Annotated in this window: 6 protein-coding genes and 3 tRNA genes; 4 read left to right on the forward strand and 5 right to left on the reverse strand. The window is 28.9% G+C overall.

The genetic code is table 11. From position 1 onward, the window contains the following. Positions 1-103 precede the first annotated feature (103 nt). Both J7M77_RS00865 and J7M77_RS00870 read left to right on the forward strand, forming a co-directional pair. Positions 104-1,162 carry an SAP domain-containing protein gene (locus J7M77_RS00865; protein WP_296875067.1) on the forward strand — a complete coding sequence of 353 codons (1,059 nt, stop codon included), beginning with the start codon at positions 104-106 and terminating at the stop codon, positions 1,160-1,162. Between the two features lie 135 nt (positions 1,163-1,297). Then, a complete protein-coding gene (locus tag J7M77_RS00870; RefSeq protein WP_296875069.1) occupies positions 1,298-2,320 on the forward strand; it encodes a tyrosine-type recombinase/integrase in 1,023 nt (340 codons plus the stop codon). A 147-nt stretch (positions 2,321-2,467) separates the two neighbouring features. Here J7M77_RS00870 and J7M77_RS00875 read toward each other — a convergent pair whose 3' ends face one another. After that, complete coding sequence (locus tag J7M77_RS00875) at positions 2,468-3,910, reverse strand: APC family permease (RefSeq protein WP_296875071.1); 1,443 nt, start codon at positions 3,908-3,910, stop codon at positions 2,468-2,470. Between the two features lie 437 nt (positions 3,911-4,347). Here J7M77_RS00875 and J7M77_RS00880 point away from each other — a divergent pair, with 437 nt between their 5' ends. Further along, a complete protein-coding gene (locus J7M77_RS00880) occupies positions 4,348-5,394 on the forward strand; it encodes a helix-turn-helix transcriptional regulator (protein WP_296875073.1) in 1,047 nt (348 codons plus the stop codon). A 38-nt stretch (positions 5,395-5,432) separates the two neighbouring features. On the opposite strand, the gene J7M77_RS00885 is transcribed toward J7M77_RS00880, so the two are convergent. Then, the gene (locus J7M77_RS00885) at positions 5,433-5,903 is read right to left on the reverse strand and encodes a hypothetical protein (protein WP_296875075.1); all 471 of its coding nucleotides are present in this window, start codon (positions 5,901-5,903) and stop codon (positions 5,433-5,435) included. Between the two features lie 162 nt (positions 5,904-6,065). Here J7M77_RS00885 and J7M77_RS00890 point away from each other — a divergent pair, with 162 nt between their 5' ends. After that, positions 6,066-6,524, forward strand: a complete 459-nt coding sequence (locus J7M77_RS00890; protein ID WP_296875077.1) for a helix-turn-helix transcriptional regulator — start codon at positions 6,066-6,068, stop codon at positions 6,522-6,524. Between the two features lie 132 nt (positions 6,525-6,656). On the opposite strand, the gene J7M77_RS00895 is transcribed toward J7M77_RS00890, so the two are convergent. The 3 genes from J7M77_RS00895 to J7M77_RS00905 all read right to left on the reverse strand — a co-directional run bounded on the left by J7M77_RS00895 (position 6,657) and on the right by J7M77_RS00905 (position 6,915). Next, positions 6,657-6,730: transfer RNA gene (locus J7M77_RS00895), tRNA-Gly, on the reverse strand. Positions 6,731-6,735: 5 nt separating this feature from the next. After that, a tRNA-Leu gene (locus tag J7M77_RS00900) sits at positions 6,736-6,824 on the reverse strand. Positions 6,825-6,839: 15 nt separating this feature from the next. Beyond that, positions 6,840-6,915: transfer RNA gene (locus J7M77_RS00905), tRNA-Lys, on the reverse strand. Positions 6,916-6,994 lie beyond the last annotated feature (79 nt).

The raw sequence follows: 6,994 nt of genomic DNA on the forward strand, positions 1-6,994 counted from the left end.
AGGAATGTAAAAAACATTAAATTATAATAATCTCTTAAAAAATATATAAATAGTATATAAATTGTAACGTGTAATCATTGAAAGAAAGGAATGAAAAAAAGATATGAAAAAAGAAGCTAAAGAATTAATAAATGAATTAACTAATGATATATCTAATAATATTAAAAACATAAAAGTTTCTGTTACTATAAATTCAAACGTTAATGCTAATTGTAATTCAATTAATATTAATAATGTAAATGAAAATCTAAAAAAGGCAATTTTCTTATATACTCAAAATAGAACTAAAATAAGACAAAATCATGAATATCAACAATATTTACATTATAAATATAACATTATCAATCCTAGAGAATATCATAAAAGTATGATTAATGAAGGATATTTTGAATTAACTTCGATACAAGATGTTTTAAATACATTAAAAGTAAAAGAACTTAAAGATGTTTTAAATAAAAATAATTTGGAACAAAAAGGTAGAAAAAAAGATTTAATAGAAAGAATTATAAACAATCTCAATGAACAAGAATTAAATTATTTTCTATCTAAAAATGATTTATATTGTTTATCTATCAAAGGTAAGAATTTTATTGAATTATATAAAGATTATATACTATTACATAAACACTCAAGTTTACAAATTGAAATAGAAGAATATGAAACAGAAAGAATTAAATATACTGATGTGGATTTTTATATAATAGCTGAAAACATATTAAGAAAGAAATTAAAAAATGATAATTATAACGTTTTTTCTACCATTTGTAATAATCTTTATAAATTATATTATGAGCAAGAAAAATATGATCAATCTTTATTTTATTTATTATTAGAATTTTATTATGATTTAAACGGTATGTATAATTATCAATTTTTTAAACTTCATATAGATAAAAAAGAATTACTAAAAGAAAAAGAATGGATTGATTTTATTTTTACCACTGGTATATTAGAAAATTTAATAGATTTAAAAGTATATTATAAAGATGAATTGTTAGATGTAATATACCAAGAATATAAATTACCTATAAATTGTTGTCCATATGACTTATTCAAAAAAATTATATCTGATTTATTTAATAAAGAAAAATTTAATGAAAAATTATATAAAAGATTATTACGTAAAAACTATGTTGCCTTTGTAAAATCTTTTGAATTATAAAAAATAAAAACCCTTCGATACTGGCAATATCAAAGGGTGAAATGTCAATCAATCACATGTGGGTGAAATGACTAACACGACAAAATAATTATATCATTTTACCTACTTGTTAATCAAGGAAAGGTGGAATAAAAAATGAGATTACCAAACGGTTATGGAAGTGTTGTAAAATTATCTGGAACAAGAAGAAAACCGTACATGGTTAGAAAAACAGTTGGATTCAATGAAAAGCATTATCCAATTTATAAGATTATCGGTTATGCCAAATCAAGAAATGACGGTTTAATTATGTTGGCTGAATATAATCATGATCCATACGATATTGAAGCTAGAAAAATGACTTTTAAGGAAGTCTATGATCTATGGGAAGAAAAGAGATTACCAAAGCTGGGTAAAAGTTTACAGAAGGCAATGAAATCAGCATATAAGCATTGTTCCAGTATTGAAGATATGAAATATAGAGATATTAGAACAATACACATGCAAGACTGTATAGACAACTGCGGTTGCGGTTATTCTACACAAGGGGCAATAAAAAATTTATTTGGGCATCTTGATAAGTTTGCTTTGGAACTTGATGTTATAAATAAATCCTATGCACAATTGACAACTGCTGAACCAATTCCAGAAACAACCAAAGAGAGATTTACTGATGATGAAATTAAGCAGTTGTGGAAATTATATGAAGATGGTGTTGAATGGGCTGATACAGTTTTAATACTCATTTACACTGGATTCAGAATAACTGAATTTCTAAATTTAACATTAGATTCTATTGAAAACAACTGTTTTAAAGGCGGTATCAAGTCAAAAAGCGGTAAGAACAGAATTATACCTATTCACTCAAAAATCGCTCATATCGTTGAAAATAGGGCAAACAGAACACAAAATTATCTGATTACTGAAGATGGCAACCATCAGATTAACCAGACAGCATATTATAAGTATTATTATGATGTACTTAAACTGATCAATGTGAGAAAGACACCACATGAAGCAAGACATACATTTAGATCATTACTTGATTCTGCTGGTGCAAATAAAAAGTGCATTGATATGCTTATGGGACACAAATCAAAAGATGTTGGATTAAGAAGATATACACATAAAACAGTTGAAGAATTAAGAGATGCAATCGAATTAATAAGAGTTCAATGAACTCTTATTTTTGTTACCAATTTATTACTGAACTAGTAACAAACTAGTAACAAAAATAAGAAAAAACCCTCATTTTATGAGGGTTTAAGGTTTAATAAAGATATTATAACATATCCTTCCGGATTACCAAAAGGATATGTTCGCATTTTATTCAGTTACGCTTTTTTCACGTTTTTTAATTGCTGGCATGATTAATCCTAATGCTGTTAAAACAATTGGCGTAACAACATTTAATAACATTGTAAAAGCATCAGTTGAATACATACCGGAAATACAGCATACTGCTGTTACTAAAAAACACCACCAGCCAAAGAATTTGGCAATTGCCTGGTTTTTAACAAAACGATATTCAGCCGGGAATTTTTCCATTGCCTTACGTAAAGCAATATAAGCAACAAATACCCATAAATAACGAAGTGGCATACATACTGAATTTAATTTATTCAATTGTGCCAATACCGCTGCTGCCCCTGGTACAAATGATTGAATTAAAATAATTGATCCTGATAAAGCAACTACCATTTTAATACCATTGACATAAGCACCATATTTGTTTTTCTTTAATAATTTAGTTGGAATAAATTGACGTGCATCTTCATTGTCTAATAACATTCTAAGTGGCGCATCAATACTTAATACCAATGTTGAGAATTGTCCTATCATGTTACATAATGCATAAATAACTAACAAGGCATCTCCAATGTGATAATATTCACCTAAAGATTGGAACGCCCAATAAGCACCGTTTGATACATACGAGTTAAATGATTCTTCACTAGCATTGATAACCGTTGGATCAAACATCATTCCCATTGCAATCGTTCCTAAAATCGCACAAACTACTACCATGATAGCAAGAGCAATCATCCCTTTAGGGAATCCTCTTGATGGATCTTTAACTTTATTAACGTATGGTGAAATTTTTTCACAACCACCTACTGCAAACACTAAAATTGAAAGTGATGTAAAATAATTAACATTAAACTGTGGAACAATCTTATCCCAGCTAAAGTCCATTGACACAAAACCGCCATTAGGATTGATTGCTGGTGCTGCAAACATCATGACAATATATAAAATTGACATAATAAACATACTAGTACCCGCAACAGTCGCTAATTTCTTTAACGGATTTAACCCACGGCTAGCTACCCAGCAGAAGAATAAAAACACTGCCAATGTAGCAAGCTGAATTCCTAGTGTTGGGAAAGTATCATAAGTTTCTGCATTTCTAAAAACTGCCCAGCTTAAAGCTTTTAGACCCCCGCTACCTTTGCTGGCAATATAAGTAATGTGGCATGCCCAATAAGTCCATCCGGCATAATAAGCTAATTTTGGTCCCATTGTTTCATGGATCCATGAACTAACTCCACCACCTAAATTTTTAAATGCTGAACCTAATTCTCCTACCATCAAAGCGTATGGTACGAAATAAAGAGCAAACATTAAGATCCAGCTAAAAATAACTTGGATACCATTGAAATAAACAAAGCCATTAACAACGTTTCCAAAACCCCATACTGTTGAAAACGCCATAAACGCTAAGTTATACCAAAGTATCTTCTTAGAGTTTTCTTTAGAATTTTCCATATTTTCCTCCTTGTAATATCTAATAGTGTCAAAACCAATTACTTGGTAAACCCCATCTATCTTGGTCTTTTGTATATAAACTTAACCATTATTATGGTTAAAATTATATCATTGGTTTTAATCATCATAACTAAAAGATTTAATGATCACTAATGTTTTTATAGATTTAATATCTTCATAAATATAGCTTTCATTATCCTGTTACATGACTAGATTGTACTAATGTTTAAACATCAGTACAATTTCAAACCATTACCATTATAGCAAAAAAATTATGAATTGTTAAATCATAATTAAAATTCTTCATTTTTTCTACAAAAAATACTTTTTTAAAAAAATTATTACCAACAGTTAATTTTCAAGCAAATATCTTGATTACCAGTTAATTGTAAAGCAACAAAACCTAAATTATAATATTAATATAAAAGGAGAAACCTATGAAGATCAATGAAATTATCAAAACGAAACGTTTAGAAAAAAATATGACCCAGCAGCAAGTTGCCTTAGCTTTAGGTGTATCAACACCCGCTGTTAACAAATGGGAAAATGGTATTTGTTACCCTGATATCACTCTTTTACCTGCTCTAGCTAGATTATTACAAACCGACTTAAATACTTTACTTTCATTTAAAGATGATTTAAACGATCAGGAAATTGCCACGTTTTTAAATGAATTAACATTAAATAGCGAAACCATGAACTTTGATCAAATTTACAAACAAGCAACAGCCAAAATAAGCGAATATCCTACTTGTTATAGGTTAATATTACAGATTGCTATGTTATTAGATGGCATCTTAATTACAAAAACAAAACACTATAAACAATATCAAACCAAAATCGAAGAATTATATCAACAGCTAACTACTTGTCAGGACTTAAAAATCAAAACTCAAGCTCTATCAATGTTGATTTCTAAATATATCAACAAACAAGAATATCAAAAAGCTAACACTTTATTGCAAAGTATCCCTGAACCTCATTACGTTGATAAAAAACAAATCAGAATAAAACTTTTATTAGCACAAAAAAATTATTTTGAAGCATCCAAGTTAGCACAAGAAAATTTATTGCAAACAATTAATAAAACGCAAAACATCTTGCTTACATTATTAGACATTGCTTTAAAACAAGAGAAAAATGAAGATGCTTCATATATTGCTAATATTTATAAAAAAAATAGTGATTTATTTGATTTGTGGCCTTATAATCGTTATTTAGCCGATTTTATTTTTTATTCAGCTAATAAAAACAAAGATAAATCAATATCAACTTTAATCTCACTATTAAATGCAATAACCGATAATTATACTTTAAACAATTCCCCATTATATCATCATCTTAAAACCAAACAAATTGATGATAATTTTAGTAATAAAATGCAAACAATGATTATTGAATCGATCATTAATGATGAAAATACTGCTTTTTTAAAAGACACGCCCGAATTTCAAAAATTAGTTAATAAAACAATTTCCAAATAAACCAGGGACACCAATTGATGTCCCTGATTAAAACTGTATTAAAAGAAAGAGTCATCCTCACCAAAATTTTCTTTCTTTTCTATAATCAGCTTTTGTAATTTATTTAATTTATCTTTAAGCAGTATCTGTTTATTTTCTCGATCACTTTCTTGAAAATACATATATTCCACAAAATCAACCCACTCATCAAAATATTGATTGATATCTTCATACAAATACTGGCAAAATTCCAACATACTTGTATACGACACTTCATGATGGACTGAATCAGCCCTGATTGGATAATGGCCATCTTCCTCAATTAAAATATGACAGTTCCAATAACTAACTACACATAAAAAGCGCAGTGGTTCTAAAAAACCTTTAACACAAAACGGTTTCATTGTTTCTAAGCCAAAAATAGCCTGATCAAGCCATTCAATGGCAATATCATCAAGATAACTAAGCTCATATCCATTAGTTCCTTCAAGTGAAAAAATTGTCCATCCATATTTTGGTTTTGTAAGCATTCTCTTTACCTCCAACAACATATATATCAATTATATCACATATTTATCTTAATAATTGATTGATTCTTAAAATTCTTCTTCAAAAATGTTGAATTCAACTACTGGTAGGTTAAATATTGATAGGGATTTTGTTAGAATAAAATTAGAAACGGAGGGAATTTCATGGATTTAAAAAAGATAGGAAGATTTATTGCCAGCTGCCGTAAAAATAAAAAATTAACACAAGAACAACTTGCCGACAAATTAAATATCACCTCAAAAGCAGTAAGTAAATGGGAAACTGGAAAATGTTTACCTAATGCATCGATCATGATTGATTTATCTAATATTTTAGACATTACGGTAACTGAATTATTAAGTGGTGAAAAATTAGAAAAAGATAAAATGATTGATAAGGCTGATAAAAATATTGTTGCACTAGCAAAAACGAAAGAAGCTACGATAAAAGCAACTAAATATAGCTATGTATTTATCATTTTTGCGTTACTATTATTAATAACATATAATTTATTTAAATACGGTATTAATGCAGTAATAAACAAACCAGAATTTTTTATCTTTTTATTAACCGGAATTATTTTTTGGTTTACTTATTTGATCATTATTAAAAAAAATGAATAAAATATCTAATCATTATATATAATACTTTTTGGATATTCTTAAATTTAAATAAAAAAGTTTTCCAAGCAAATAGAAAACTCTAAATATTTGAAAAAAATAAAAACTTACGAATAATCGTAAGTTATTTTTCAATGGAGCGGGTGATGGGAATCGAACCCACGTAGTCAGCTTGGAAGGCTGAAGTTCTACCATTGAACTACACCCGCAATCATGGTGCCCAGGGCCGGAATCGAACCGGCACGGATTTTGAGGTCCGCAGGATTTTAAGTCCTGTGCGTCTACCAGTTTCGCCACCTGGGCATGATTTAATTGAAATGGTGACCCGCAGGCGATTCGAACGCCTGACCCTCTGATTAAAAGTCAGATGCTCTACCGACTGAGCTAGCGGGTCATTTTGGCTGGGGTACCTGGATTCGAACCAGGGAGATGACAGAGTCAAAGTCTGTTGCCTTACCGCTTGGCTATACCCC

The sequence above is a fragment of the Thomasclavelia sp. genome (genome assembly GCF_017889095.1).
GTDB lineage: Bacteria > Bacillota_I > Bacilli_A > Erysipelotrichales > Coprobacillaceae > Thomasclavelia.

Bases quoted from the DNA above. Each gene is read 5' to 3' on its own strand.
- J7M77_RS00875 (WP_296875071.1), bottom strand. From the start codon at position 3,910: ATGGAAAATTCTAAAGAAAACTCTAAGAAGATACTTTGGTATAACTTA.
- J7M77_RS00870 (WP_296875069.1), top strand. From the start codon at position 1,298: ATGAGATTACCAAACGGTTATGGAAGTGTTGTAAAATTATCTGGAACA.
- J7M77_RS00880 (WP_296875073.1), top strand. From the start codon at position 4,348: ATGAAGATCAATGAAATTATCAAAACGAAACGTTTAGAAAAAAATATG.
- J7M77_RS00890 (WP_296875077.1), top strand. From the start codon at position 6,066: ATGGATTTAAAAAAGATAGGAAGATTTATTGCCAGCTGCCGTAAAAAT.
- J7M77_RS00865 (WP_296875067.1), top strand. From the start codon at position 104: ATGAAAAAAGAAGCTAAAGAATTAATAAATGAATTAACTAATGATATA.
- J7M77_RS00885 (WP_296875075.1), bottom strand. From the start codon at position 5,903: ATGCTTACAAAACCAAAATATGGATGGACAATTTTTTCACTTGAAGGA.